General features: G+C 68.0%; 24 protein-coding genes and 1 tRNA gene. 9 read left to right on the top strand and 16 right to left on the bottom strand.

Annotated features, from left to right (window positions below; genetic code table 11):
* Positions 1-4 precede the first annotated feature (4 nt).
* From HNP73_RS08635 to HNP73_RS08590, 10 genes are all read right to left on the bottom strand, one after another.
* On the bottom strand, positions 5-505 hold the full coding sequence (locus tag HNP73_RS08635) for a DUF3291 domain-containing protein (RefSeq protein WP_184148273.1): 501 nt from the start codon (positions 503-505) through the stop codon (positions 5-7).
* 4 nt (positions 506-509) lie between these two features.
* Positions 510-1,805: an NADH-quinone oxidoreductase subunit NuoF gene (gene nuoF / locus HNP73_RS08630; RefSeq protein WP_184148272.1), complete on the bottom strand. Its 1,296-nt coding sequence runs from the start codon at positions 1,803-1,805 to the stop codon at positions 510-512.
* A gap of 92 nt (positions 1,806-1,897) precedes the next feature.
* Complete coding sequence (locus tag HNP73_RS08625; protein WP_184148271.1) at positions 1,898-2,650, bottom strand: endonuclease; 753 nt, start codon at positions 2,648-2,650, stop codon at positions 1,898-1,900.
* An 18-nt stretch (positions 2,651-2,668) separates the two neighbouring features.
* A complete protein-coding gene (nuoE, locus tag HNP73_RS08620) occupies positions 2,669-3,739 on the bottom strand; it encodes an NADH-quinone oxidoreductase subunit NuoE (protein ID WP_184148270.1) in 1,071 nt (356 codons plus the stop codon).
* Positions 3,739-4,950: an NADH-quinone oxidoreductase subunit D gene (locus tag HNP73_RS08615; RefSeq protein ID WP_184150496.1), complete on the bottom strand. Its 1,212-nt coding sequence runs from the start codon at positions 4,948-4,950 to the stop codon at positions 3,739-3,741. The genes nuoE and HNP73_RS08615 overlap by 1 nt, the downstream gene beginning before the upstream one ends.
* Positions 4,950-5,558, bottom strand: coding sequence for an NADH-quinone oxidoreductase subunit C (locus HNP73_RS08610; protein ID WP_184148269.1), 609 nt, complete (start codon positions 5,556-5,558; stop codon positions 4,950-4,952). Before HNP73_RS08610 ends, HNP73_RS08615 begins: the two co-directional genes overlap by 1 nt.
* Before the next feature lie 42 nt (positions 5,559-5,600).
* The gene (locus HNP73_RS08605) at positions 5,601-6,209 is read right to left on the bottom strand and encodes a NuoB/complex I 20 kDa subunit family protein (protein WP_184148268.1); all 609 of its coding nucleotides are present in this window, start codon (positions 6,207-6,209) and stop codon (positions 5,601-5,603) included.
* Positions 6,200-6,565, bottom strand: coding sequence for an NADH-quinone oxidoreductase subunit A (locus HNP73_RS08600; RefSeq protein WP_184148267.1), 366 nt, complete (start codon positions 6,563-6,565; stop codon positions 6,200-6,202). Before HNP73_RS08600 ends, HNP73_RS08605 begins: the two co-directional genes overlap by 10 nt.
* A 280-nt stretch (positions 6,566-6,845) precedes the next feature.
* Positions 6,846-7,082, bottom strand: a complete 237-nt coding sequence (locus HNP73_RS08595) for a YbdD/YjiX family protein (RefSeq protein ID WP_425486627.1) — start codon at positions 7,080-7,082, stop codon at positions 6,846-6,848.
* A gap of 5 nt (positions 7,083-7,087) precedes the next feature.
* Positions 7,088-9,184, bottom strand: coding sequence for a carbon starvation CstA family protein (locus tag HNP73_RS08590; RefSeq protein ID WP_184148266.1), 2,097 nt, complete (start codon positions 9,182-9,184; stop codon positions 7,088-7,090).
* 340 nt (positions 9,185-9,524) lie between these two features.
* Here HNP73_RS08590 and HNP73_RS08585 point away from each other — a divergent pair, with 340 nt between their 5' ends.
* Positions 9,525-9,734, top strand: a complete 210-nt coding sequence (locus HNP73_RS08585; RefSeq protein WP_184150490.1) for a hypothetical protein — start codon at positions 9,525-9,527, stop codon at positions 9,732-9,734.
* The gene (gene gluQRS / locus HNP73_RS08580; RefSeq protein ID WP_184150487.1) at positions 9,731-10,570 is read left to right on the top strand and encodes a tRNA glutamyl-Q(34) synthetase GluQRS; all 840 of its coding nucleotides are present in this window, start codon (positions 9,731-9,733) and stop codon (positions 10,568-10,570) included. The genes HNP73_RS08585 and gluQRS overlap by 4 nt, the downstream gene beginning before the upstream one ends.
* Here gluQRS and hisI read toward each other — a convergent pair.
* The gene (gene hisI, locus HNP73_RS08575) at positions 10,567-10,923 is read right to left on the bottom strand and encodes a phosphoribosyl-AMP cyclohydrolase (RefSeq protein ID WP_184148265.1); all 357 of its coding nucleotides are present in this window, start codon (positions 10,921-10,923) and stop codon (positions 10,567-10,569) included. The genes gluQRS and hisI overlap by 4 nt on opposite strands.
* Positions 10,924-11,001: 78 nt before the next feature.
* Between hisI and HNP73_RS08570 the strand changes: the two genes are divergently transcribed.
* Positions 11,002-11,448, top strand: a complete 447-nt coding sequence (locus HNP73_RS08570; protein ID WP_184148264.1) for an iron-sulfur cluster assembly scaffold protein — start codon at positions 11,002-11,004, stop codon at positions 11,446-11,448.
* Positions 11,449-11,457: 9 nt separating this feature from the next.
* On the opposite strand, the gene HNP73_RS08565 is transcribed toward HNP73_RS08570, so the two are convergent.
* Both HNP73_RS08565 and HNP73_RS08560 read right to left on the bottom strand, forming a co-directional pair.
* A complete protein-coding gene (locus tag HNP73_RS08565) occupies positions 11,458-11,826 on the bottom strand; it encodes a VOC family protein (RefSeq protein WP_184148263.1) in 369 nt (122 codons plus the stop codon).
* An 11-nt stretch (positions 11,827-11,837) separates the two neighbouring features.
* On the bottom strand, positions 11,838-12,803 hold the full coding sequence (locus HNP73_RS08560) for a cation diffusion facilitator family transporter (RefSeq protein WP_184148262.1): 966 nt from the start codon (positions 12,801-12,803) through the stop codon (positions 11,838-11,840).
* Between the two features lie 164 nt (positions 12,804-12,967).
* Here HNP73_RS08560 and HNP73_RS08555 point away from each other — a divergent pair, with 164 nt between their 5' ends.
* Positions 12,968-13,594, top strand: coding sequence for a cell wall hydrolase (locus HNP73_RS08555; protein WP_184148261.1), 627 nt, complete (start codon positions 12,968-12,970; stop codon positions 13,592-13,594).
* On the opposite strand, the gene HNP73_RS08550 is transcribed toward HNP73_RS08555, so the two are convergent.
* Positions 13,585-14,646 (bottom strand): LacI family DNA-binding transcriptional regulator, encoded by a 1,062-nt coding sequence (locus tag HNP73_RS08550; protein ID WP_246399691.1) that lies wholly within the window; start codon positions 14,644-14,646, stop codon positions 13,585-13,587. The two genes, HNP73_RS08555 and HNP73_RS08550, sit on opposite strands and share 10 nt — an antisense overlap.
* 194 nt (positions 14,647-14,840) lie before the next feature.
* Here HNP73_RS08550 and HNP73_RS08545 point away from each other — a divergent pair, with 194 nt between their 5' ends.
* The 4 genes from HNP73_RS08545 to HNP73_RS08530 all read left to right on the top strand — a co-directional run bounded on the left by HNP73_RS08545 (position 14,841) and on the right by HNP73_RS08530 (position 18,488).
* Positions 14,841-15,803 carry a sugar-binding protein gene (locus HNP73_RS08545; RefSeq protein WP_184148260.1) on the top strand — a complete coding sequence of 321 codons (963 nt, stop codon included), beginning with the start codon at positions 14,841-14,843 and terminating at the stop codon, positions 15,801-15,803.
* 59 nt (positions 15,804-15,862) lie between these two features.
* Complete coding sequence (locus tag HNP73_RS08540; protein WP_184148259.1) at positions 15,863-17,362, top strand: sugar ABC transporter ATP-binding protein; 1,500 nt, start codon at positions 15,863-15,865, stop codon at positions 17,360-17,362.
* A 3-nt stretch (positions 17,363-17,365) separates the two neighbouring features.
* The gene (locus HNP73_RS08535; RefSeq protein ID WP_184148258.1) at positions 17,366-18,373 is read left to right on the top strand and encodes an ABC transporter permease; all 1,008 of its coding nucleotides are present in this window, start codon (positions 17,366-17,368) and stop codon (positions 18,371-18,373) included.
* Between the two features lie 41 nt (positions 18,374-18,414).
* A tRNA-Gly gene (locus HNP73_RS08530) sits at positions 18,415-18,488 on the top strand.
* A gap of 17 nt (positions 18,489-18,505) precedes the next feature.
* Here the strand turns inward: HNP73_RS08530 and HNP73_RS08525 are convergent.
* Positions 18,506-19,060 (bottom strand): helix-turn-helix domain-containing protein, encoded by a 555-nt coding sequence (locus HNP73_RS08525; protein ID WP_184148257.1) that lies wholly within the window; start codon positions 19,058-19,060, stop codon positions 18,506-18,508.
* A gap of 168 nt (positions 19,061-19,228) precedes the next feature.
* Between HNP73_RS08525 and HNP73_RS08520 the strand changes: the two genes are divergently transcribed.
* A complete protein-coding gene (locus HNP73_RS08520) occupies positions 19,229-21,676 on the top strand; it encodes a GcvT family protein (RefSeq protein WP_184148256.1) in 2,448 nt (815 codons plus the stop codon).
* Here the strand turns inward: HNP73_RS08520 and HNP73_RS08515 are convergent.
* The gene (locus tag HNP73_RS08515) at positions 21,673-24,066 is read right to left on the bottom strand and encodes a ligase-associated DNA damage response DEXH box helicase (protein ID WP_425486634.1); all 2,394 of its coding nucleotides are present in this window, start codon (positions 24,064-24,066) and stop codon (positions 21,673-21,675) included. The two genes, HNP73_RS08520 and HNP73_RS08515, sit on opposite strands and share 4 nt — an antisense overlap.
* Between the last annotated feature and the right edge of the window lie 88 nt (positions 24,067-24,154).

The raw sequence follows: 24,154 nt of genomic DNA, 5'->3' as shown, positions 1-24,154 counted from the left end.
GGACCTACTCCGCCGCCACCGGGTTGCAGCTCTTCTCGCGCCAGAGCCGCGCCGCCTCGAGCTGCGCCCAGCCGAACGCATGCTCGCCGTCGCCATGCTCGCGCAGGTGCGCGAGCCGCGCCAGCGCCTCATCGAGGGTCGGCCGATGCCCCGCGGGCACCCACCACATCACGAAGTGCTGCTCGCCGAGAAGCTCGAACCACTCGCTCCGACGCTCGTAGAACTGCCGGTGCACGGTATTCCAGACGAAGTGCTCGAGGCTCTCCACGTCCTTCCAGACGGTGAGGTTCGTGACGAACCGCGGGTCGCCGTCGATGTGCGTATCGGTGTTGCCGGTGTTCGGGCCACCCGAGCCTTCCATCATCCAGACGAAGCCGGGCATCCGCTTGCCGAGGCCGTTCACCCGATCGATTGCCGCCATGAACTCGGCCACGCGCGGATCGTCCGGCTCGCCCTGGAGCCGGCCGACGTTCAGTTGCGCGAGATGGGTGCCCCCCGGCTGCATCGCGCTACTCCGCAGCCACGGCGCTGACCCGCCCCGTGCGCTTCGCCTTGATGCGGTCCTCGATCTCGTTGCGATAGTGCCGGATCAGTCCCTGGATCGGCCATGCCGCGGCATCGCCGAGGGCGCAGATCGTGTGGCCCTCGACCTGCTTCGTCACGTCGAGGAGCATGTCGATCTCCTCGGGCTCGGCATCGCCCGTCACCAGCCGCTCCATGACCCGCATCATCCAGCCGGTGCCTTCCCGGCACGGCGTGCACTGGCCGCAGGACTCGTGCTTGAAGAACTTCGAAAGCCGCCAGATCGCCTTGATGACGTCGGTCGACTGATCCATCACGATCATGCAGGCGGTGCCGAAGCTCGACTTCAGCTCCCGCATCCCGTCGTAGTCCATGATCGCCGTCTCGCAGAGATCGGCCGGCAGGATCGGGCACGAGGCGCCGCCCGGGATCACCGCCTTGAGGTTCTTCCAGCCGCCGCGCACGCCGCCGCCATGTTTCTCGATGAGTTCCTTCATCGAGATCGACATGGCGTCCTCGACGACGCAGGGCGTGTTGATGTGCCCGGTGAGGCCGTAGAGCTTGGTGCCCGAGTTGTTCGGCCGCCCGAAGCTCGCAAACCACGCCGGTCCGCGCCGCAGGATCGTCGGCCCGACAGCGATCGACTCGACGTTGTTCACCGTCGTCGGGCAGCCGTAGAGGCCGGTGTTCGCGGGGAACGGCGGCTTCAGCCGCGGCATTCCCTTGCGGCCCTCGAGGCTCTCGAGAAGCGCGGTTTCCTCGCCACAGATGTAGGCGCCGGCGCCGTGATGCAGCTTGATGTCGAAGTCCCAGCCCGAGCCGCAGGCATTCGGCCCGAGCAGGCCCGCGTCATAGCATTCGTCGATCGCGATCTGCAGCGTCTCGCGCTCGCGGATGAACTCGCCCCGGATGTAGATGAAGGCGGTGTGCGCCCCCATGGCGAAGCCCGCCACCAGACACCCTTCGAGCAGGGTGTGCGGGTCGTGCCGCATGATCTCGCGATCCTTGCAGGTCGCGGGCTCGGATTCATCGGCATTGACAACGAGATAGTGCGGCCGGCCGTCGCTGCCCTTCGGCATGAACGACCACTTCAGTCCGGTCGGGAAGCCAGCGCCGCCCCGGCCGCGCAGACCGCTCGCCTTCATCTCCTCGATGATCTTGTCGCGGCCACGCGCCAGAAGCCCGGCGGTGTCGTCCCAATGGCCGCGGGAGCGGGCGCCTTTGAGGCTCCGGTCGAACATGCCGTAGATGTTCGTGAAGATGCGATCCTTGTCCGCGAGCATGCGTCCAGTGCCTCCGTGCCCGGCGGCCGCCGGGGCTTCGTTTCAGGTGCCGGGATGGCGCTAGCGCCCTCCCGTGATCGTTGGTCGACCGGTCAATAAACCTCGCCGCGATCAACCCGCTGCGAGAACTCCGTCGTTCCGCCGGTCATCAGGACCTTCGACTGGCCAACCCAGTCGTCGCGCGTCGCCCGACCGGGGAAATCCTCGATGTTCGTATCGACCCAGGCGATCTCCGCGGGTGTCCACGCGGCGATCTGGTCGAAGTGATAGTAGCCGAGCTTGTGGAGCAGCTCTTCGAGCTTCGGCCCCACGCCCTTGATCCGCTTCAGGTCGTCCGCGGTGCCGAGACGCGGCGCATCGAGCCGCTCGGGGCGCTTCGGCGCAGCAACCGGGGCGTCGAGGTCCGCGGCGAGCCGCGCCGCCTCGCGAGCGGCCTCACTCACCCGCTCGCTGTGGGTGTCGGTCGGCGCAGGTGCCGGCGTTGCCGCCGCAGCAGCCGCGATCGGGGCCGCGACGGGAGCCGCAACCGGTGCGACAGGCGTGGCCGTTGCGGCAGGCGTGGCCGTTGCAGAGGGCGTGACCGGCTTCGGCGCGGCGGCGGGCTTCGAGGCCGCGGCCGGAGCCGCGTGGTACTGGGCCACCGGCGCAGTGTCCTTCGGCCCGATGCGGACGGTCAGGATGCCGCCGACCAGGATGAAGGCCACTCCGCCAAAGACAAGACCGTCCGGCGCCGTACCACCGAAGAGTCCCCTGACCAGCCAGTAGACCACGAAGAACGCGACAATGCCGCCGCCCCAGGCCACCAGTGACCAGAAGATTCCGTCTTTTTCCGATACCGTCGCCATTCTGACCTCCCGTCGCCCTTACTCGTCCAGCCGGATCTTCTTGCCGGAATGCGGTGTCTCGCCCTCATTGGCAAGCTGCCGCGCCTGTTCGACCCAACCCTCGCGCTCGATCCGGCCATGGAACCCTTCCATGTGCGCATCGACCCACGCCACCTCTTCCGGCGTCCACGAGCCAAGCTGCGAGAAATGGAAGAAGCCGAGGCCATGGAGCATCCGCTCAAGCTCCGGCCCCACGCCCTTGATGAGTTTCAGATCGTCCGGGCGATCGCCGATCGGCGCCGACAGCGTCTGCGGCGCGACCTGTCCCACGTCCGGCGTCGGCGTGACCTGCGCCGCGTCCGTCGTCGGCGCGCTCTCGGCCGGCCGGCTGATCCGCGGCTTCGTCGCCCCACTTCCAACCGCGGTTCGCGCGTCCATCTCGTCGCCGGTGATCCGCTTCACCGTGTCGCCGATCCGGGTGGCGAGCAGCACCGAGGCATTCATGTCGATGTCGCGCGCGCCGGCCAGCGCCACCGGCCCGCCGAGCGGCTCCGACGAGAACCGGCCATTCTGCGGTCCGGGCGTCGGGATCTCGCCCGCACGGATCGAGTCGATGATCTCGCCCAGCCGCTCGCCGGTCAGATCCTCGTAGAAATCCTTGCCGATCTGCACCATCGGCGCGTTCGAGCAGGCGCCGAGGCACTCGACCTCTTCCCAGCAGAACTTGCCATCGGCCGAGATCTCATGCGGGCGCGGAGCAATCTTCTCCTTGCAGACCCGGATCAGGTCGCCGGATCCGCAGATCATGCACGTGGTCGTACCGCAGACCTGCACCACCGCGACCGAACCCGTCGGCTGCAGCTGGAACATGAAGTAGAAGGTCGCGACCTCGAGCACGCGGATATACGCCATGCCGAGCATCCGCCCGATCTCTTCGATGGCGGGCTTCGTGACCCAGCCTTCCTGTTCCTGTGAACGCCAGAGCAGCGGGATCACCGCGGAAGCCTGCCGGCCCTCGGGATACTTCGCGATCTGGCCCTTCGCCCATTCGAGGTTCGCCGGGGTGAAGGCGAAGCTCTCGGGCTGCTCGTGATAAAGGCGGCGCAGCATCAGCGATCGACCTCTCCGAAGACGATATCGAGGGAGCCGAGCGCAGCAGAGACGTCGGCGAGCATGTGGCCCTTGCAGAGATAGTCCATCGCCGCAAGGTGCGGATAACCGGGAGCGCGGAGCTTGGCCTTGTAGGGCTTGTTGGTGCCGTCGGAGACCAGATAGACGCCGAACTCGCCCTTCGGGGCCTCGACCGCGGCATAAATCTCGCCCGCCGGAACGCGGAACCCCTCGGTGTAGAGCTTGAAGTGGTGGATCAGCGCTTCCATCGACTGTTTCATCTCGGCGCGGCGCGGCGGCGCGAGCTTGCCACGCACCAGCACGTCCTCGCCGCGGCAGTCGTCGAGTTTCTCGCAGGCCTGCAGGATGATCTTCGTCGACTCGCGCATCTCCCACATGCGGCAGAGATAGCGATCATAGCAGTCCCCCTTCTTGCCGAGGGGGATCTGGAAGTCGAACTCGTCGTAGCACTCGTAGGGCTGCGACCGCCGCAGATCCCACGAGATGCCCGAGCCGCGCACCATGACGCCGGAGAAGCCGAGCATCTGGGCCTCCTCCTGGCTCACGACCGCGATGTCGACGTTGCGCTGCTTGAAGATGCGGTTCTCGGTGAGCAGGATCTCGATGTCGTCGAGCACCTGCGGAAAACTCCGCGCCCACGTGACGATATCGTCGATCAGGTCCTGCGGCAGATCCTGATGCACGCCGCCGGGCCGGAAATACGCCGCGTGCAGCCGCGCGCCGCACGCCCGCTCATAGAACACCATGAGCTTCTCGCGTTCCTCGAAGCCCCAGAGCGGCGGGGTCAGGGCGCCCACGTCCATCGCCTGCGTCGTGACGTTGAGCAGGTGGTTCAGGATGCGGCCGATCTCGGAGTAGAGCACGCGGATGAGCGACGCACGCCGGGTGATCTCTGTCCCGGACATCCGCTCGATGGCGAGGCACCAGGCATGCTCCTGGTTCATCGGCGCCACGTAGTCGAGCCTGTCGAAATACGGCAGGTTCTGGAGATAGGTGCGGCTCTCCATCAGCTTTTCGGTGCCGCGATGCAGCAGCCCGATGTGCGGATCGCAGCGCTCGACGATCTCGCCGTCGAGTTCCAGCACGAGGCGCAGCACGCCATGCGCCGCCGGGTGCTGCGGCCCGAAGTTGATGTTGAAGTTGCGGATCTTCTGCTCGCCGGCGAGCACGTCGTGGCCGTTGCCGTCCATCATTTCGGCGCCTTCTTCTCGTCGCCCGGGAGAATGTACTCGGCACCCTCCCACGGGCTCATGAAGTCGAACTGGCGATACTCCTGCGTGAGATTCACCGGCTCGTAAACCACGCGCTTCTGCTCCTCGTCATAGCGGAGCTCGACATAGCCGGTGGTCGGGAAGTCTTTCCTGAGCGGGTGGCCGCGGAAGCCGTAATCGGTGAGGATGCGTCGCAGGTCCGGGTGTCCCGAGAACAGGACCCCGTACATGTCGAAGACCTCGCGCTCGAACCATTCCGCGCTCGGATGCACCGAGATGATCGACGGGACGAGTTCGTCCTCGCGCACCTCGGCCTTCACGCGGATGCGCTGGTTCAGGTGCATCGACAGGAAGTGATAGACCATGTCGAAGCGCCGCTCCCGCGACGGCCAGTCGACGGCGGTGATGTCGACGAGCGTCGTGAAGCGGCAGGTGCTGTCGGTCTTGAGCCACGCGATGAACTCGGGAAGCGTGCTCGCCGCCACCTCGACGGTGAGTTCGCCATAGGCCACCTTGCTCGCGATCACCGCGCCTTCGCGCCGCGTGCCGATCACCTCGCCAAGCTCCTGAAGCGCCGTCGTGTCCATCTCGTTCCTCTGGCTCGCAGTCTGGCTTGCCTGTGTCCGCGTCTAGCGAACGATGGTGCCGGTGCGGCGAATCTTCCGTTGCAATTGCAGGATGCCGTAGAGCAGCGCCTCTGCCGTCGGCGGGCAACCCGGGACGTAGACATCGACCGGCACGATCCGGTCACAGCCCCGCACCACCGAATAGCTGTAGTGGTAATATCCGCCGCCGTTGGCGCAGGAACCCATGGAAATGACGTACCGCGGCTCCGGCATCTGGTCGTAGACCTTGCGGAGCGCGGGAGCCATCTTGTTGGTCAGCGTGCCGGCGACGATCATCAGATCGGACTGCCGCGGAGACGCGCGCGGCGCGGTGCCGAAACGCTCGAGGTCGTAGCGCGGCATCGACAGCTGCATCATCTCGACCGCGCAGCAGGCAAGACCGAAGGTCATCCAGTGCAGCGAGCCGGTCCGGGCCCAGTTGATCGCGGCGGCCGTCGACGTGACGAGGAAACCGCGATCGGCCAGCTCCGCCGACAGGACCTGCGTGTTGGCTTCAGCCAGCGTGCCGGGCTCGAACAACGTCAGCGGCTGGCCAGCGGCGGGCTCGATCACGCCCATCCCGGGAATATCGGTCTGGGACTGGGTGTTCTGCACGCCGGGTGTCACTCCCATTCGAGCGCCCCCTTCTTCCATTCGTAGGCAAAACCGATGGTGAGCACGGCAAGGAACACCATCATCGACCAGAACCCGAACGGACCGATGTGCTGGAACGCCACCGCCCACGGGAACAGGAACGCGACCTCGAGATCGAAGATGATGAACAGGATCGAGACGAGATAGAACCGCACGTCGAACTTCATGCGGGCGTCGTCGAAGGCATTGAAGCCGCACTCATAGGCCGAGATCTTTTCCGGGTCCGGGTTGGAGACCGCCGCGACCGCCGCCGCGAGCAGGAGCACGAGCCCGAGCACGATGGCGAGGCCAAGAAAGATCAGGACCGGCAGGTACTCGCGAAGCAGATCGTCCAACTCCGCACTCCCTCTGTCTCAGAATAATAATCCACTCCGGACTGGCTTCCTCCGGCCCGAAGCGAGGCTTATCTGCCGCAGCGCACAACGTCAACCGAACGGACGCGCCCAGCGCTTGCGACTTTGAAGAGAATCCACGGGACGCGCAACCCGTCCGAGGACCGCTTCTTTCGACCTCCGGACCGGGGCCGGGCCGGGCGTCGAACGTTCTTGTCCCCGGGGCTGGTTCCCGGTTCCCGGAAGGCGAGGCGGGCAGCCGTGTGGCCGCCCGCCCCGCACATCAGCAGCAGCGGAAGCCGCGCGTCGAACCTTCGCCGTAGCGCGCGGCCTGCCGCTCGCGGAAGAACTCCGCATAGCTCATCACTGGCTCGCCGGGATGGGCTTCGCGCCGGTGGGCCAGATAGGTGTCGTAGTCGGGCACCCCGATCATCAGCCGGGCCCCCTCACGCAGCCGCTTGCTGCAGGAGGCCAGGGCATCCGTCAGGTTCATGGTGACGTTCGTGGTCACTGCTTTCATGCTCCTCACTCCGCCGGAACGGCATCGCGGCCGTTCAGTTCCTCGGGCAACTCGCGCGCGGTCCAGCCGCGGGCACGATAGGCTTCGATGCAGGCCCGGACGCTGAAGTAGATCATGCTGATGACGAGGGCGACGAAGATGAAGGCCATCGTCGCGTCGACCATGTCGTTGAAGATGATCTGCTGCATCTGCCCCATGTCCTTTGCCGGCGCCAGCACTTCACCTGCGGCCGCCGCCTCGCGGTAGCGCCCGGCGTGGGCGAGGAAGCCGACCGAGGGCACGCTCGAAAACACCTTCTGGAAACCCGCCGTCAGCGTGACGATGACGAGGAGCGCCGAAGGCACAAGCGTGACAAAGGCATAGCGCTCACGCTTCATCTTGAAGAGGACCACCGTGCAGAGCATGAGCGCGATTGCCGCCAGCATCTGGTTCGCGATGCCGAACAGCGGCCAGAGCGTGTTGACGCCTCCGAGCGGGTCGGTAACGCCCTGATAGAGGAAGAACCCCCAGGCCGCGACGCAGAGCCCCGTGGCGATGATGTTGCCGCCGAGGGAGGACGTCTTGCGCATGGCGGGCATGAAGACGCCGAGCAGATCCTGCAACATGAACCGCCCTGCCCGTGTCCCCGCATCCACCGCCGTCAGGATGAACAGCGCCTCGAACAGGATGGCGAAATGGTACCAGAACGCCATCATCGCCTTGCCGCCGACAAGGTTCGAGAAGATCTGCGCCATGCCCACCGCCAGCGTCGGGGCGCCGCCGGCGCGCGAGATGATCGTCGTCTCGCCAACGTCGGTCGCGGCCTCGGTGATCTGCTGGGGCGTGATCTGGAAGCCCCATTCCGACACCGTCGCGGCGGCGCTTTCCGGGGTGGTACCGATCACCGCCGCCGGGCTGTTCATCACGAAGTAGACGCCCGGGTCGATGATCGACGCCGCGACCAGCGCCATCATCGCGACGAAGCTCTCCATGAGCATCCCGCCGAAGCCGATGAACCGCGCGTCGGTCTCGTTGTCGATGAGTTTCGGCGTGGTGCCCGACGAGATGAGCGCATGGAAGCCGGAGACGGCGCCACAGGCGATGGTGATGAAGAGGAACGGGAAGAGGTTGCCCGACCAGACCGGGCCGCTTCCGTCGATGAAGCGCGTGACCGCCGGCATCTTCAGGTCCGGGGCGACGACGAGGATCCCGAGCGCGAGCGCTGCAATCGCACCGATCTTGAGGAACGTCGACAGGTAGTCCCGCGGCGCGAGCACCAGCCAGACCGGCAGCGTCGACGCGACAAAGCCATAGCCGATCAGCAGCCAGCAGAGCTGCGTCGGGGTGAAGGTGAAGACCGGCGCCCAGGTCGGGCTCGCGGCGACGTTCGCACCGAAGACGATCGCCAGCATCAGCGCAATGAACCCGCCGATCGAGGCTTCCGCCACCGCACCCGGACGGATGTAGCGCATGTAGATGCCCATGATGACCGCGATCGGGATGGTCATCGACACGGTGAACATGCCCCACGGGCTGTCGGCGAGCGCCTTCACCACGATGAGCGCCAGGACGGCGAGAATGATGACCATGATGAGGAAGGTGCCCACCAGCGCGATGAGCCCCGGCACCGGCCCGAGCTCCGAGCGCACCAGATCCCCGAGCGAGCGCCCGTCGCGCCGCATGGAGACGAAGAGCACCATGAAGTCCTGCACCGCGCCGGCGAGAACGACGCCCGCGAGGATCCAGAGCATTCCGGGCAGGTAGCCCATCTGCGCCGCGAGGACCGGCCCGACCAGCGGCCCGGCGCCTGCGATTGCGGCGAAATGGTGGCCGAAGAGGACGTACCGGTTGGTCGGGACGTAGTCGAGACCGTCGTTGAAGCGATGCGCCGGGGTCGGCCGCGTCGGATCGAGCTGCATCACCTTCCGGGCGATGAAGCGGCTGTAGAAGCGGTAGGCGATCAGGTAGATCGAAACCGATGCCACCACCATCCAGAGCGCGTTCACATGCTCGCCACGAGCGATCGAGACCTGCGCGAGACCGGTGGCAGCAAGAACCGCCAGTATTGCCCAGACGAGCCAGTGATCGAGTGCTTTGCGCCGTGGCGCCGTTGTATTGGCCATGGTGAACCTGTCCCTTCACGCCGGCGTCGGCGAACCTTACCGGTGATTTTCATGACTGCCCGGGCACAATTTCAGCCCGACACGGCGAGACGAGTGACGGCGGCGCTTCGGATTTCCCTCCGTTCAACCTGAGCGAAAATACGCCGGAACGGTCTCCCGCTTTGCGACTATGATCTCGGTCACGTGATCGGCGCAAGTATGTTTCGCCAGCCGGCGCAACACGGTTGCGCAGCATGGCACGCGCGACCATGGCGCCCGCGTTGGACCGCTACGTCGCACGGTCAGGGATATGGCCGCAGATCTTGCACGGGGCGGCAACGCTCCCTACTTCAATCCGGCCATGAATTATGTCCTCGCCCTCTTCCTGCCGCCGCTCTCGATCCTGCTCGCAGGCCGCCCGTTCGTGGCGATCCTGACGTTCCTGATCTGGATCCCCGCGGTCATCTTCTCGGGCGGTCTCACCCACCCGATGTTCATCGCGCTCGCCTGGATCCTGATCTATCAGGGCGGCGAGGAGCGCCGGGTCCGGCGGCTCGAACGGCGCGACTGATCCTGCGGACCCGGTTTGCCCCTTCGCCGACTGGCCTCCTGCACCTCGGGCACGCGTTCTCCGCGCTGACCGCATGGGATCTTGCCCGCGCCGCCGGGGGCAGTTGCCTCCTCCGCATCGAGGATCTCGACGGCGGCCGCTCGCGGCCCGAATACGAAACCGCGCTCCGCGACGATCTCGCGTGGCTCGGCCTCGCCTGGCCCGAACCGGTGTTGCGGCAATCACGGAACCTCGCGGCCTATGCCGCCGCGCTTGACCGGCTGACGGCCCTCGGCCTCGTCTATCCCTGCAGCTGTACCCGGGCAGACATCCGCGCCGCCACGTCGGCGCCGCAGGAGGGTGCGGAATCGCTTGTCTACCCCGGCACCTGCCGCGGGCGGCCGATGGCCGGGATGCGGCCCGGTGACGCAGTCCGCCTCGACACCACCGCCGCCCTCGCGGCGGCGGGCCGGCTCCACTGGACCGAGACCGGGCCGGAGGCGCCGGGGCGGCACCCGGTCGACGCGGCGGCCCTCGCGCCCCTCGGCGACGTGGTCCTCGCCCGCAAGGACATCGGCGCGGCCTATCACCTCGCGGTCGTGGTCGACGACGCGGCGCAGGGCATCAGCCACGTGGTCCGCGGCGCCGACCTTCTTGGGGCAACCCCGCTTCACCGGCTCCTGCAGGCGCTTCTCGGACTGCCCGAGTCGGTCTGGCACCATCACCGCCTGATCCGCGACGCTGCCGGCCGGCGCCTCGCCAAACGCGATGACGCCCGCGCGCTCAGCACCCTGCGCGCGGAAGGCGCGAGCCCCGCCGATATTCGCCGGATGGTAGGTCTGGCGGTGGACCTCTAGGCGATCGGCTCGCAGAGCACGATCTCTTCGCCTTCGCGCACAGCAGTGTAGAAGCAGCTGCGCCGGTTCGTGTGACAGGCCGGACCGGTCTGGTCTACGACCAACAGCAGGCAGTCGCGGTCGCAGTCGATGCGCAACTCCACCAGCTTCTGCACGTGGCCGGAGGTCTCACCCTTGCGCCAGAACGCCGAGCGGGAGCGTGACCAGTAGGTGACCTGCCCGGTGGCAAGCGTCTCGGCGATGCTTTCCGCGTTCATCCAGGCGAGCATCAGCACCTCGCCGTCCCGGGACTGGGCAATCGCCGGGATGAGACCGCGGGCGTCGAAGACAAGGCTGGTGATGTCGAAGGCCACGCAAAGGTCTCCCTTTCCTGCGCACGATGCGCGGCCTATCTAGGGGAGCACAGGGGGAAAGCAAAGGACGGGCGGGGAATGCCAGACGAGGATATGATCCGGCTCTATTCGCAGCGCATCCTTGCGCTCGCGGCCGATATCCCCCTGAGCGGCCGGCTGGCCCATCCGCAGGTCAGCGCCAAGCGCCGCTCGCCGCTTTGCGGCTCGACGGTGACGGTCGACCTGATGCTGGGCGACGACGGGCGCATCGCCGACTTCCGGCAGGACGTGAAGGCCTGCGCGCTGGGACAGGCCTCGGCCGCGGTGCTTGGCCGGCACGTGGTCGGCGCCAGCCGCAGCGAGATCGAGGCCACGCGCAACGCGCTGGAGGCAATGCTGAAGTCTGGCGGCCCGGTGCCCGGCGCGCCGTTCGATGACCTCGAAGTCCTTGAGCCGGCCAAGGATTTCCGCAACCGGCACGCCTCGATCCTGCTCGCGTGGGACGCGACGCTCGCGGCCTTCGACGAGGCGATGGCGGCGGCGTAACGCCGCCCCTCACGGCCAGGTGTTGGCCTTCTCCTCGAAGTCCGGCGTCTGGGCCCGTATCACGCAGAAGCGATGGCCGGTCGGCGCCTCCATAACCACCCAGTGCTTGACGTTCGCGACCCGGGTGGCGCCCAGCGCCTCGAGGCGCGCCACCTCGGCCTCGATGTCGTCGCTCTCGATGTCGAGATGCACCCGCGAGGGATGCTCGACGAGCTGCACCTCGGTGTTGAAGCCGCCCTGCCGCGCCAGCTTCACGTAATTCTCCTCGGCCTCGGGCGGCAGGTCGTCGCCGAAGGCCGCGGCCCAGAAGGCCCCGGCGGCCCCGAGATCGTCGGTCCGGCAGTCGATGATGATGCCGGCAAGGCGACTGCGGTGCATGGCTCCGTCTCCTATGTTGCGCTCACTCCGGGATCGCCGCCCGTGTCACCCTGCGGGATCTCGCGGGCGCTCTCGGCCGCCGACTCGACCTCGATGAAGACCCGGGTGACCCTCTCGTGCCGCGCCTTCAGCTCGTCCTCGAGTGCCGCGACCCCGCGTTCGATCTCGCCTGCCGTCAGGTCGTCGCGGGCATCCACGCTCAGGTTGACGAGGATGTCCGCCGGGCCGAAGTGCATGGTGCGCACCTCGTTCACCGCCTCGACGAAAGGCGCGCGCAGCGCGGTGCGGATGATGTCCTCGACCATCGCCGGATTTGCCGCCTCGCCGATCAGCAGGCTCTTGGTCTCGACAGCGAGCGCGAGCGCGGCCAGCGCCAGCATGATTCCGATCGCCAGCGTCGCGGCCCCGTCCCCCCACAGCAAGCCCATCCGGTCCGAGAGAAACACCCCCGCGAACGCGATGCAAAGGCCCGCGAGCGCGGCTGAATCCTCGAAAAGCACCGTGAAGAGCGCCGGATCCTTCGACTGCCGCAGCGCCCGCAGGAACGGCGCCTTGCCGCGCACCCGGGCGAACTCGCGCCACGCGGCGGTGAAGGACAGCGCCTCGAACACCATCGCGGCCCCCAGCACCGCGTAGTTCCAGCCGGCATCACGGATCGGATGCGGGTCGAGCAGCTTCAGGATTCCCTCATAGATCGCCACGCCGGCGCCAAGGCCGAAGAGCAGGATCGCGACGACGAACGCCCAGAAATAGAGCTCCATGCCATAGCCGAACTGGTGGCCCCGATCGGCGGGACGCGCGGCACGATGCAGTCCGACGAGGAGCAGGATCTGGTTGCCGGTGTCCACGGTCGAATGCACCGCCTCGGCCAGCATCGCCGACGAGCCGGTGAACCCGGCAGCGATGTACTTCGTCACCGCGATCGCGCCGTTTCCGAGGAGCGCCGCGATGACGACGAACCGTGAGCCTTCAGCCAAGCGACCCTCCCTCCGGCCCCGACGCGGCAACCGCTGACCCAACGCCCGGCATCCCCGGCAAGTTCGCCTGTCGGCGACATTTCGCTCATGCAGCACGGATGTATGGCAACGGCACCCGGCGCCATGCGACAAAAACCGACCCGAAACAGTTCCGGACCTGCACGTTGGGAATCAGACCGCGCACCGCACTTGGCATCGTCGCATTGCTCGCCCTCGCTTACGCACCTGCGACACCGTTCGTCAGAACCCTGACGCAACACCTGCCAGAGTCGGTTGCAACGGGGATCGGTGCGCTCGCGCCCGTCCGGTCCGCAGAGGCGGCCGGACGGCCCGCGGCCCGTCCCGAGGAGTTCTCCCGATCGAACGCCCGCTCCGAGCCTGATCGCGAGCCTGATCGCTCGGACGTGGTCGAGTCCGCGATTCCCCGGCAGAACGGCGATCTGGCCTGCCTTGCCGAAGCAGTCTACTTCGAGGCGCGCGGCACCGGCACGCAAGGCGAGACCGCAGTGGCCCATGTAGTGGTGAACCGCGCGAAGTCCGACTCCTTCCCGGACTCGGTCTGCGGCGTGGTCCACGACGGCTGCCAGTTCTCCTATCGCTGCGATGGCCGCTCGGACACGCTCGCCGACAAGGCGGCCCGCGCCCGTGCCTACAAGGTCGCACAGACCGTGCTCGAGGGCGCCCCCGACATCACCCGCGGCGCGCTGTTCTTCCACTCGGCCAAGGCGAAATCCGGTTTCTCTAGCCGCAAGAAGCTCGGCACCATCGGCGGCAACGTCTTCTACCGCTGACCCCGCCGCGGCGGCCCGACCGAATCTCGCTCGACGACGGGACATTCCACCTTGATCTGCGGCTGGCGGCCCGATGGGCGGAGCTGGCCGTCGATGAGCGCGGCCGCCGCCTGCATCCCCATCTCGTGGTGTGGCAAGAGGAGCGTGGTGAGGCCCGGGCGGAGGAATTGCGCAATCTCCCGGTCGTCGTAGCCGATCACCGAGACATCGTGCGGCACCCGCATGCCCAGCTCGCGCAGCGCCTCGTAGGCACCCATCGCCATCATGTCGCTCGACGCGAAGATCGCCGTCGGCGGCTCGGGCAGCGCCATGAGGGCGTGGATTGCCTGATAGCCCGTGGGCGGCTCCCAGTTGCCCGGGCGCACGAGGTCGCGGTCGAAGAGGATGTCATGCTCGGCGAGGGCGCGCTGGTAGCCGCGCAGCCGGTCCCGCGTGGGATCGACCCCCGCCTGACCGGCGATGTGACCGATGCGGCGATGGCCGGCGCGGATCAGCCGCAGGGTCGCGGCATAGCCCCCGAGCAGCTCGGCCGGCACCACCGAGACGAGGCTGTGGTCCGGCACGAAGCAGTTGAGCAGCACGGTCGGCACCCGAGTCGCCGGCGGACAGACGCGGCGCGTGACGATGGTCGCGTAGATCAGGCCCGCGAGCGGCTGCCGACTGAGGCTCGCGAGCGTCGCGGCCTCGAGGTCCGGGTCGCCGTGGCTGACACCCGCCACCACCGTGAACCCGCTCTCCCACGCGCGCTGCCGCACGCCTTCGAGCTGGATCGCGCACCAGGGATCGGTCGAAATCTCCTCGGCGAGAAAGCCCAGCACCGTGGAGCCCGCATGGCCCGTCGCTGACTGGGGCCGCGACAGGGTATAGCCGAGCGTCCGTGCTGCCTCGCGCACCCGCATCCGGGTGTCCTGAGACAATCGCGCCCCGACGGTGTCATTCAGAACCAGCGAGACCGTGGTCTGCGAGACCCCGGCGGCGGCGGCCACGTCCATCATGGTGGGCGGACGTGCGGCGCGCCCCTCAGTCTCGCCCCCTCCCCTGTCGTTGCCCATTGGACACTCCGGCGCCTCCGGTTGCGCTCTTCAGCGTATTAGCATCATTACCCTATTGATAAGTCAAGTTTTCTTATGCGTTGCCTGAAGCCTTAACTTGATATTAGCATATTGCCAGCCGAATGCCCGAACGGGCCGGCCACGCAGCCCGCGGGCATCGCGCGGGCTCGGAGCAAAACGGGAGGTTGATAGCCATGAATCGCATCGTGATGGCCGCGGTGACTGCCTCGCTCGCCATGGGAACCGGCCTCGCGGCCCAGGCGGAGGAAGGCCACAAGCTCTCCTTCGTCGTGAACGCCGCCTCCGACTTCTGGAAGCTCGCCGAGGCCGGCATCAAGAAGGCCAATGCCGAGCTGCCCGACTATGACATGGAACTGCGCTATCCCGCGCAGGGCACGGCCGCGGCACAGAACGCCCTGATGGACGATCTCGTCGCGGCCGGCACCGACGCGCTGATGATCTCGTCGGTCGATCCGAAGACCTCGACCGATGCCTTCAACCGCATCGCGGCCCAGATCCCGCTCTTCACCACCGACTCCGACGCACCGCAGTCGAACCGCATCGCCTATCTCGGGTCGTCGAACACCGAAGCGGGCGAGCAGGCCGGCAAGGAAATGGTGCAGGCGCTGCCCGATGGCGGCAAGTGCATGGGTTTCGTGGGCTATCTCGGCGCCGACAACGCCCGCGAGCGCATCGAGGGCTTCCGCAAGGCGGTGGAGGGCTCGAAGGTCGAGCTCGTCGATGTGCGCGGCGACGACGTGGACTTCGCCCGCGCCCGCTCGAACGTCGACGACGTGCTGGCGGCCAACCCCGAGATCACCTGCATGGTCGGCTTCTATTCCTACAACTCGCCGAAAATCTACGAGGCGCTGCAGGCGGCCGGCAAGCTCGGCTCGATCACCGTCGTCGGTTTCGACGAGGACCCGGTGACCCTCGGCGCCGTGAAGGAAGGCTCCTTCGTCAGCACCGTGGTGCAGCAGCCCTTCGAGTGGGGCTATCAGGGCATGAAGCTGATGGCGGCCTATCTCGGCGGCGACAAGTCGCAGATCCCCGCGGACGGGCTCATCATCATCCCGACCAAGGTCGTCAATCAGGCCAACGTCGACGAATTCCAGGCTGACCTGAAGGCAAAGATCGACTCGGCGTCGGCGGGCTGACCGGCACAGGGCACCGGGGCGGCTCCGCGCACGGGCGCGGGGCCACTTCCCTGACGCGAATGACAGCACCCTTTCTCGAACTTCTCGGGGTCTCCAAGAGCTACCCCGGCGTCGTCGCCCTCGACGACGTGAGCCTCGCGGTCCACCCGGGCGAGGTGATCGGGCTCGTCGGCGAAAACGGCGCCGGCAAGTCGACGCTGATGAAGATCCTCGGCGGTGTGACCGGCCCGAGCCTCGGGCGCATACGCGTTGACGGGGCCGAGCGCGCGGCGATGACCGTCGCGGACGCGATCGGCGCGGGCATTGCCTTCGTCCATCAGGAACTGAACCTCTTCGACAACCTCGATGCGGCGTCGAACGTCTTCATCGGCCGCGAGCCCCTGAAGGGCGGCCCGCTGAAGCTCGTCGACCGCGCACGCCTCCGCGCAGCGGTCCGGCCGCTCTTCGCGCGCCTCGGCGTCGACTTCTCCCCCGACACGCCGGTCGCCGGCCTCTCCCTCGCCCAGCGCCAGCTCGTGGAGATCGCGAAAGCCCTCTCGCTCGACTCGCGCCTCGTCATCATGGACGAGCCGACGTCGAGCCTGACGCTCACCGAGACCGAGCGGCTGCTGAAGGTCATCGCCGATCTCAAGGCGTCGGGGGTCAGCGTCATCTTCATCTCGCACCGCCTCGACGAGGTGCGCGCCTGCGCCGACCGGGTGGTGGGCCTCCGTGACGGGCGCGTCGCCGGGCACCTCGCGAAGGCCGAGATCACCCCCCCGGCGATGATCCGACTGATGATCGGCCGCGACCTCAAGGCGATCTACCGCCCCCCCGCCACCGAGCCCGGCTCGGCGGTGCTCGAGGCGCGCGGCGTCACGACCGCGACCTATCCGACGCAGACCGTCGATCTCGCGGTGCACCGTGGCGAAATCCTCGGCCTCGCCGGGCTGATCGGCGCCGGCCGGACCGAGCTTGCCCGCGCGCTCTTCGGCATCGACGCGATGAAGGCGGGCGAGGTCCGGCTCGACGGCCACCCGGTCGCGATCTCCTCACCGCGCGACGCGATCGCCGCCGGGCTCTTCCTCGTGCCGGAAGACCGCAAGGGCGCGGGCGTCGTGCTCGACCTGCCCATCAAGGACAACGTCACCCTGCCGCAGGTCGGCGCCCTCGCCCGTTTCGGCATCATCCGCCGCCCCGCCGAACGCGCCATGGCCGATACCGAACGCAAGCGCCTCGGCATCCGCGCGCCGTCGATCTTCACCAACGTCGGCACGCTCTCGGGCGGCAACCAGCAGAAGGTGGTGCTGGCGAAGTGGCTCGCCATGAAGCCGCGCGCCATCGTCTTCGACGAACCGACCCGCGGCATCGACGTGGGCGCGAAGCGCGAGATCTACGACATGATGCGCGGCCTCGCCGACGCGGGCGTGGCGGTCCTGATGATCTCGAGCGACATGGAAGAGGTGATCGGGGTTTCCGACCGGATCGCCGTCATGCACGAGGGCGCCATCGCGGGCGTGCTCGAGCGCAGGGATTTCTCCGAGCGCAAAGTGCTCGAACTGGCCGTGGGCGAGGAATAGACCATGCAGAAGAAGGACATCGGCCTCCTGGTGCTGATCCTCGTGGTGGGGGCGGTGGTCGCCTTCATCAACCCGCGCTTTCTCTCGCCGATCAACCTCGCGAACACCGCGAACCTCATCGGGCTCTTCGGGCTCTTTGCCATCGGCCAGGGGTTCGTGATCATCACCGGCGGCATCGAGCTCTCCGTCGGCTCGGTGATTGCGCTGCTCGGCGTGCTCTTCGTCGACCTGATCGCCACCTACGGCGTGCCGTGGCCGGCGGCGCTCGCCCTGATGCTGGTGATCGGCGCGCTGATCGGTCTCGCCCACGGGCTGCTCATCACCCGGCTCGACATGCAGCCGTTCATCGTCACGCTCTGCGGCCTGCTGATCTACCGGGGTATCGCCCGGTGGTACACCGCCGACGGCACCGTGGGCTTCGCCTTCGGCCAGAGCTTCCCGACGCTCGACTGGCTGACGATCGGCCGCACCGGCGGCGTGCCGCATTCGCTCATCGCCATGCTGGTCATCGCCGCGATCATGTGGGTGGTGCTGCACCGCTCGGTCTTCGGACGCTATCTCTTCGCCGTCGGCAAGAATGAGGAGGCCGCGCGCTATGCCGGCGTGCCGACCGGCAAGGTGATCGTCGCCGCCTACGTGATCTGTGCCGTGCTGACCGCCATCGCCGCGATCTTCTTCGCCATGTACACGAAGTCGATCTCGCCCTCGTCCCACGGCAACTTCTACGAGCTCTACGCCATCGCCGCGGCGGTGCTCGGCGGCTTCTCGTTGCGCGGCGGCGAAGGCTCGATCATCGGCGTCGTCCTCGGCGCGGTGTTGCTGCAGATGTTGCAGAACCTCGTGAACCTGCTCGGCATCCCGAGCTCGCTCAACTTCGCCGTCATGGGCTCGGTGATCCTGATCGGTGTCCTCGCCGACCAGCAGTTCGACGCCTACCGCCGCCGCCGCGCCGCCGCCCAGATCCCCGACCACGGCGAAACGACCCGGACCGGTCCCGCCGAGGCGCATTGACCTTGCAGCCCCCCCGCGCGCCCGCCTATAACAACCGGCGCGCGGGTGTAGCTCAATGGTAGAGCAGCAGCCTTCCAAGCTGAATACGTGGGTTCGATTCCCATCACCCGCTCCACCATCCCCCTTCCCGCGTCAGTAGACCGGCGGGGCGATGATCCAGAGCACCACTGTCGTCGTGTCGCCGTCGTTGCGCCAGGCGTAGTCGCGATCGGCGAACTGGAAGCTGTCTCCCGGGCCGAGGTCGAATTCCGTGTCACCGATGGTGAGCCTCAGGCGGCCGGTCAGCAGGACGCCGCCGTCCTCCCGCCCCCGGCCGGAGCACCGGCCGCCGCTGGTGGCACCCGGGGCGATGGTCGAGCGGATCATCTCGAACGAGCCGCTGAGCGAGGGGGACAGCAGTTCCTCCGCGAGCCCGGTGTCGCTTGAGCCGATGGCGACGCGGTCTTCGGCCCTGAGGACGAGGCCGCGCTCCTCCGGGCGTTTCGAGGCGGACCGGAAAAACAGGCTGAGACTGATGCCCAGTTGTTCGGCGATGCGCCCGAGGTCGCGCACCGACGGTTCGGCGAGCCCGCGCTCAACCTGACTGAGCCACCCGACCGAGCGCCCGACGGCGCCGGCAAGTCCGACGAGGGTGATGCCGCGCGCCTTGCGCAGCGCCCTGATGTCCGTCCCGATCTGCCCTGCCATGGCGACACTCCCTCCGGTGCCAAGCTCAACCGCTCCCGAGCACCCAGGTCAACGCACCGAGTGAAATATTTTTGCTCGTGCGCGGCAATCATGAAATTATGTTTGAAAATTTCACGCAAAGCTGGCTCACTGCCACCAACCATCGCCCCCCGATTCCCGGATCAGCCCATGCCCGACCTGCCTTCCGCCGCCCGCGTCGTCATCATCGGTGGCGGCATCTCCGGCTGTTCCGTTGCCTATCACCTCGCCGAACTCGGCTGGACCGACATCGTGCTGCTGGAGCGCAAGCAGCTCACGTCCGGCACCACCTGGCACGCGGCCGGGCTCGTCGGTCAGCTCCAGAGCACCCAGAACCGCACCCGTCTCGCGAAGTACTCCGCCGATCTCTACATGCGGCTGGAAGCCGAGACCGGCCTTGCCACCGGCTTTCGCCAGTGCGGTTCGATGACCGTCGCGCTCAGCACCGAGCGTCGGGAGGAGATCCTGCGCCTCGCCGGCATGGCCCGTGCCTTCGGGGTCGAGGTCCACGAGCTGACGCCCTCCGAGGTCGGCGCGATGCACCCCCACCTGAACCTCGACGGCGTCGTCGCCGGCGTGCACCTGCCCAAGGATGGTCAGGCCGATCCGGGCAACGTCGCGCTGGCGCTCGCGAAGGGCGCCCGGATGCGCGGCGCACGCATCGTCGAGAACGTCAAGGTGAGCACCGTCACCACCGCGGGCGGCCGCGTCACCGGCGTCGACTGGCAGAGCGGCGAGGAAAGCGGCCACATCGCCGCCGAGCACGTGGTGAACTGCGGCGGCATGTGGGGGCGCGATCTTGCCGCGCGGAACGGCGTCACCGTGCCACTCCACGCCTGCGAACACTTCTACATCGTCACCGAGACGATCCCGGAACTGCAGCGGCTGCCCGTCCTGCGCGTCCCCGAGGAATGCGCCTACTTCAAGGAAGACGCAGGCAAGATCCTGCTCGGCGCCTTCGAGCCGGTGGCCAAGCCCTGGGGGATGGACGGCATCCGCGAGGACTTCTGCTTCGACCAGTTGCCGGAAGACTTCGACCACTTCGAGCCGATCCTCGAGAAGGCGATCCACCGGATGCCGATGCTGGCCGAGGCCGGGATCCACACCTTCTTCAACGGCCCGGAGAGCTTCACGCCGGATGATCGCTACTACCTCGGCGAGGCGCCGGAGCTGCGCGGCTACTGGGTCGCGGCGGGCTACAATTCGATCGGCATCGCCTCGTCGGGAGGTGCGGGCATGGCACTCGCCCGCTGGATGACCGACGGCGCCCCGCCGTTCGATCTCTGGGAGGTCGATGTCCGCCGGGCCCAGCCGTTCCAGAAGAACCGCCGCTACCTGCGCGAGCGGGTGAGCGAGACCCTCGGCCTGCTCTACGCCGACCACTTCCCCTACCGCCAGATGGCGAGCAGCCGCGGCATTCGCCGCTCACCGCTGCACGAGCACCTGAAGGCGCGCGGCGCGGTCTTTGGCGAGGTCGCCGGCTGGGAGCGGGCGAACTGGTTCGCCGACGCCGGCCAGCCAGCCGAATACCGCTACACCTGGGGCCGGGCGAACTGGTTCGACAACCAGCGCGCCGAGCACATGGCCCTGCGCGAGGGCGTCGGCCTCCTCGACATGACCTCCTTCGGCAAGATCCGCGTCGAGGGCCGCGACGCGCTCGCGGTCCTGCAGACTCTCTGCGCCAACGACATGGACGTCGCGGCGGGCCGCATCGTCTACACCCAGATGCTGAACGCGCGGGGCGGCATCGAGAGCGACCTCACGGTGACGCGCCTCTCCGAGACCGCCTTCCTGCTCGTGGTGCCCGGCGCCACGTTGCAGCGCGACCTGAACTGGCTGCGCCGGCATCTGGGCGACGCGGCCGCCGTCGTCACCGACGTCTCCTCCGGCGAGGCGGTGCTGCCGCTCATGGGACCGAAGGCGCGCGATCTCATGGCACTGGTCTCACCGGACGACTTCTCGAACGGCGCTTTCCCGTTCGGGACGGCGCGGGAGATCGAGATCGGCATGGGCCTCGCCCGCGCGCATCGTGTGAGCTACGTGGGCGAACTCGGCTGGGAGCTCTACGTCCCCACGGAGCAGGCAGCCCACGTCTTCGAGACGCTGGTCGAGGCCGGAACGGAAGTGGGGCTCCGGCTCTGCGGCCTGCACGCCATGGACAGCTGCCGCATCGAGAGGGCTTTCCGCCACTTCGGCCACGACATCACCGACGAGGACCACGTGCTGGAGGCGGGCCTCGGCTTCGCGGTCAGGACGGGCAAGGGCGACTTCATCGGCCGCGACGCGATCCTCAAGGTCCGCGAGACCGGCCTCTCCCGCCGGCTGATGCAATTCCGCCTGACCGACCCGGAGGCGCTGCTCTACCACGGCGAGCCGATCCTGCGCGACGGCAAGGTCGTCGGGCACGTGACCTCGGGCAACTACGGCCACGCGCTCGGTGGCGCCATCGGCCTCGGCTATGTCCCCTGCTCGCCCGGCGAGACCGGAGCCGAGATGCTGGCCTCGACCTACGCCATCGACATCGCCGGGCGCCTCTGCCCGGCGGATGCATCCCTCGCGCCGCTCTACGACCCGCGCTCCGAACGGGTGAAACTCTAGTCCAGCCCCGCCTCGGCCAGCAGCGCGGCCGCCGCCTCGGCGACGAGCCGCGCTTCCGCCCGGCCCCGGATCGGCACGCGCCCCATTTCGAGAAAGAGCGGCGCGGCCAGCGGTGTCACATGCGGCGCCCGCACCACGTCGATCCGGCCGCGACTGCGCGCCAGCATCTCCTCGACCCGGCCAAAATCCACCAGCCCGCGCCCGGCTTCGGCGCGGGTTATCCGCAGCAACAGGTGGCCCGGGTCGTAACGGCGCAGCGTGTCGTAGAGGATATCCGTCGAGAACGTCGCCTGCCGGCCGGTCTTGCGCCGTCCGGGCAGGTTCTTCTCGATGAGCCCGGCGATCGTCGCCGCGTCGCGGAAGGTGCGCTTCATCACCGCGTTCTCGCCGAGCCAGCCCTCCAGATCATCGCGCAGCATCTCGGGCACCAGCAAGGCGCCCGGATCGGTCACCTCTTCGAGACCGCTCACCAGCAGCGCGTAGTCGTTCGCGACAAACGACAGGGGATGCAGCCCGGCCGTCTCCATCCGGCGCGTGACAAGCAGGCCCAGCGTCTGATGCGCGTTCCGCCCGGCGAAGCCGTAAAGGCAAAGGTGCTGGTGCGGCCCGCGCCGGAAGGTCTCGGCCAGCAGATACCCCGGACGCGGCAGCCGGCTCACCTCGGCCTGCAACGCGAGCCAGTCGCGGACATGGCCGGGCAGACCCGCCCACGCCGCGGGATCGGAGAGAAGGGCAATCACCCGATGCGAGAGCAGCGTCGAGGTGGCGAACTTGGTCCCGGCATACATGGCGATGCGCGGATTGACCGATACCTGCCGCGTCACCTCCACCGACATCTCGCGCAGGCTCTCGAAGCGCACCGTCTCGCCGCCGAAGAGGAAGGTGTCGCCCGGCGCGAGCGTCGCCGCGAAATCCTCCTCGACCTCGCCGAGGGGGGCACCACCCCTGCCCCTCAGCCGCACCTTCAGCAGTTCCGTCGCGACGATGGTGCCGACGTTCATGCGGATCGTCCGCGCCCGGCGCGGGTCGCGGAGCTGCCAGCGGCCGTCACGCTCCACCAGCCGCTGCCAGCGGTCATAGGCCCGGAACGCATAGCCGCCGGTGGCGCAGAACTCGAGGCAGGCGTCGAAATCGACCCGTGACAGCGCGGCATAGGGCCCCGCCCGTCGCGCCTCGGCGAACAGCCCGTCGGCCTCGAACGGCCCGGCGCAGGCGGTGAGAAGGATGTGCTGGCAGAGCACGTCGAGCGGACCCGGACCGCGCGGCTCGCCGTCTAGCGCGTGCTCACGCACGGCGTCGAGCGCCGCGCGGCATTCGAGCACCTCGAAGCGGTTCGACGGCACGAGCACGGCGCGCGAGGGCGCGTTGTAGCGATGGTTCGCCCGGCCGATGCGTTGCACGAGGCGCTTGACGTTCTTCGGCGCGCCCACCTGGATCACCAGATCCACGTCGCCCCAGTCGATGCCGAGATCGAGCGAGCCGGTGGCGACGATGGCGCGCAGCTCGCCCGCAACCATCGCCGCCTCGACCTTGCCCCGGGCCTCGCGCGACAGCGAGCCGTGGTGGAGCGCGATCGGCAGGGTCTCGTCGTTCGCGGCCCAGAGGTGCTGAAAGAACACCTCCGCCTGCGCCCGGGTGTTGATGAAGACCAGCGTGGTCCGCGCCTTGCGGATCAGTTCCATGACCGCCGGCGCGGCATAGGTCGCGGTCTGGCCGGCCCAGGGCGGCGGCGTTTCGGTCTCGAGGATCGAGATGTCGGGCTCCGGCCCGGCCTCCGCCATCAGGATCTGTGTCCCCGCTCCGAGCCACCCCGCGAGCGCCGGCGGATCCTCCACCGTCGCCGAGAGCCCGACGCGCGCGAGGCCCGGCGCGAGCGTCTGGAGGCGCGCGAGGCAGAGCATGAGCTGGTCACCGCGCTTTGACTCGGCGAGCGCATGGATCTCGTCGACAATGACCCGCGTCAGCGAGCCGAAAATCCGCGGCGCCTCCTCATAGGAGAGCATGAGCGCCAGCGACTCCGGCGTCGTCAGCAGGATGTGCGGCGGGTCCACCCGCTGGCGCGCGCGCGCCCCGGCGCCCGTGTCGCCTGTCCTGTCCTCCACCCGGATGCCAAGTCCCATCTCGGCCAGCGGCTGCATGAGATTGCGGCGGATGTCGGCGGCAAGGGCCTTCAGCGGCGAGACATAGATCGTGTGCAGCCCCGGGGGCGGTGCGGTGCCAAGCGCGACGAGGCTGGGGAGAAACCCCGCCAGCGTCTTGCCGCCGCCCGTCGGCGCGATCAGCAGCGTCGAGGCATCGCCGGAGCGGGCGAGAAGCTCGAGCTGATGCGGATGCGGCGTCCAGTCCCGCCGCGCGAACCACGAGGCAAAGGGCTCGGGCAGCGTCATCAGCACCCCCGCGGACGGCGGAAACCGGCGCACAAGAAGCCGTGATGAGACGTTACATACGTCGCTCGACTATATGCTGCTCGGGCGGCGC

It is taken from the genome of Amaricoccus macauensis (assembly GCF_014201905.1).
GTDB classification, from domain to species: Bacteria; Pseudomonadota; Alphaproteobacteria; order Rhodobacterales; family Rhodobacteraceae; genus Amaricoccus; species Amaricoccus macauensis.
This window is presented reverse-complemented; position numbering and strand designations above follow the sequence as displayed.